The sequence below is a fragment of the Mesorhizobium sp. M7A.F.Ca.CA.001.10.2.1 genome (assembly GCF_003998575.1).
GTDB lineage: Bacteria > Pseudomonadota > Alphaproteobacteria > Rhizobiales > Rhizobiaceae > Mesorhizobium.
This window is the reverse complement of sequence record NZ_RZQY01001161.1, coordinates 1-881: the sequence shown is the minus strand read 5'-3', so window position 1 is coordinate 881 and position 881 is coordinate 1. Positions and strand designations below refer to the sequence as shown.

At 59.7% G+C, this 881-nt stretch carries 2 protein-coding genes; both read left to right on the top strand.

The window, feature by feature from the left end; translation table 11 throughout:
• On the top strand, positions 1-265 hold a 265-nt coding region (locus EN964_RS35865; protein ID WP_127277546.1), incomplete at its 5' end, for an MFS transporter.
• 177 nt (positions 266-442) lie between these two features.
• Positions 443-881, top strand: a 439-nt coding sequence (locus EN964_RS35860; protein ID WP_281059606.1) for a glycine betaine ABC transporter substrate-binding protein, incomplete at its 3' end; no start/stop codon positions are given.

Below are 881 nucleotides of genomic sequence, written 5' to 3'. Positions count from 1 at the left end.
GCTAGGCCTTGGCTGGAACTTCGGCTTCATCGGCGCGACCGCGATGGTGGCCGCCACCTACAGGCCGTCGGAAAAGGGCAAGGTGCAAGGCTTCCACGACTTCGTCCTGTTCGGCTCCGTCGCCTGCGCCTCGCTGATGTCGGGCATGGTCTACAACGCCTGGGGCTGGGAGATGCTGAACTGGATAGTCTTTCCGGTTACCGTCCTGTGCTTCGTGGCGCTCGGCGCGCTCAAGCTGACGAGCTTGCGCAAAGCCGAAGCCTGATCCATCCGCCGTTTCACCTGACACGGCGCTGTCAGCACGATGTCGGCCGAATTTACCGCTTCGGAACAAAAATATTGCGTCTGTACCTATTGTTATGAAACCGTGTACCCCGACTGGCCGTTGAAGCCATGCTCATATGCGGTCACCGCGTTTCGGTTCATAGCAAGGGGTTTCACAATGTTTTCAGTCAAGTTTCTGGCCGGCGCGGCATTGGCGCTCGGCATCACGGTGGCTTCCGCCAATGCCCAGGTGGTTGTCTCTTCGAAGATCGACACAGAGGGCGGCGTGCTGGGTAACATCATCCAGCTCGTGCTCAACGCCAACAACATCAAGACATCGGACCGTATCCAGCTCGGTGGCACGCCGGTGGTGCGCAAGGCGATCACCGCCGGCGAGATCGACATCTATCCCGAATACACCGGCAACGCCGCTTTCTTCTTCGAAAAGGCCGACGACCCGGTCTGGAAAGACGCCGCCAAGGCCTATGAAACGGCCAAGAAGCTCGACTACGACGCCAACAAGATCGTCTGGCTGTCGCCGTCGCCCGCAAACAACACCTGGGCGATCGCGCTTCGCAAGGAAGTCGCCGAGACCAACAAGCTCGCCACGCTTACCG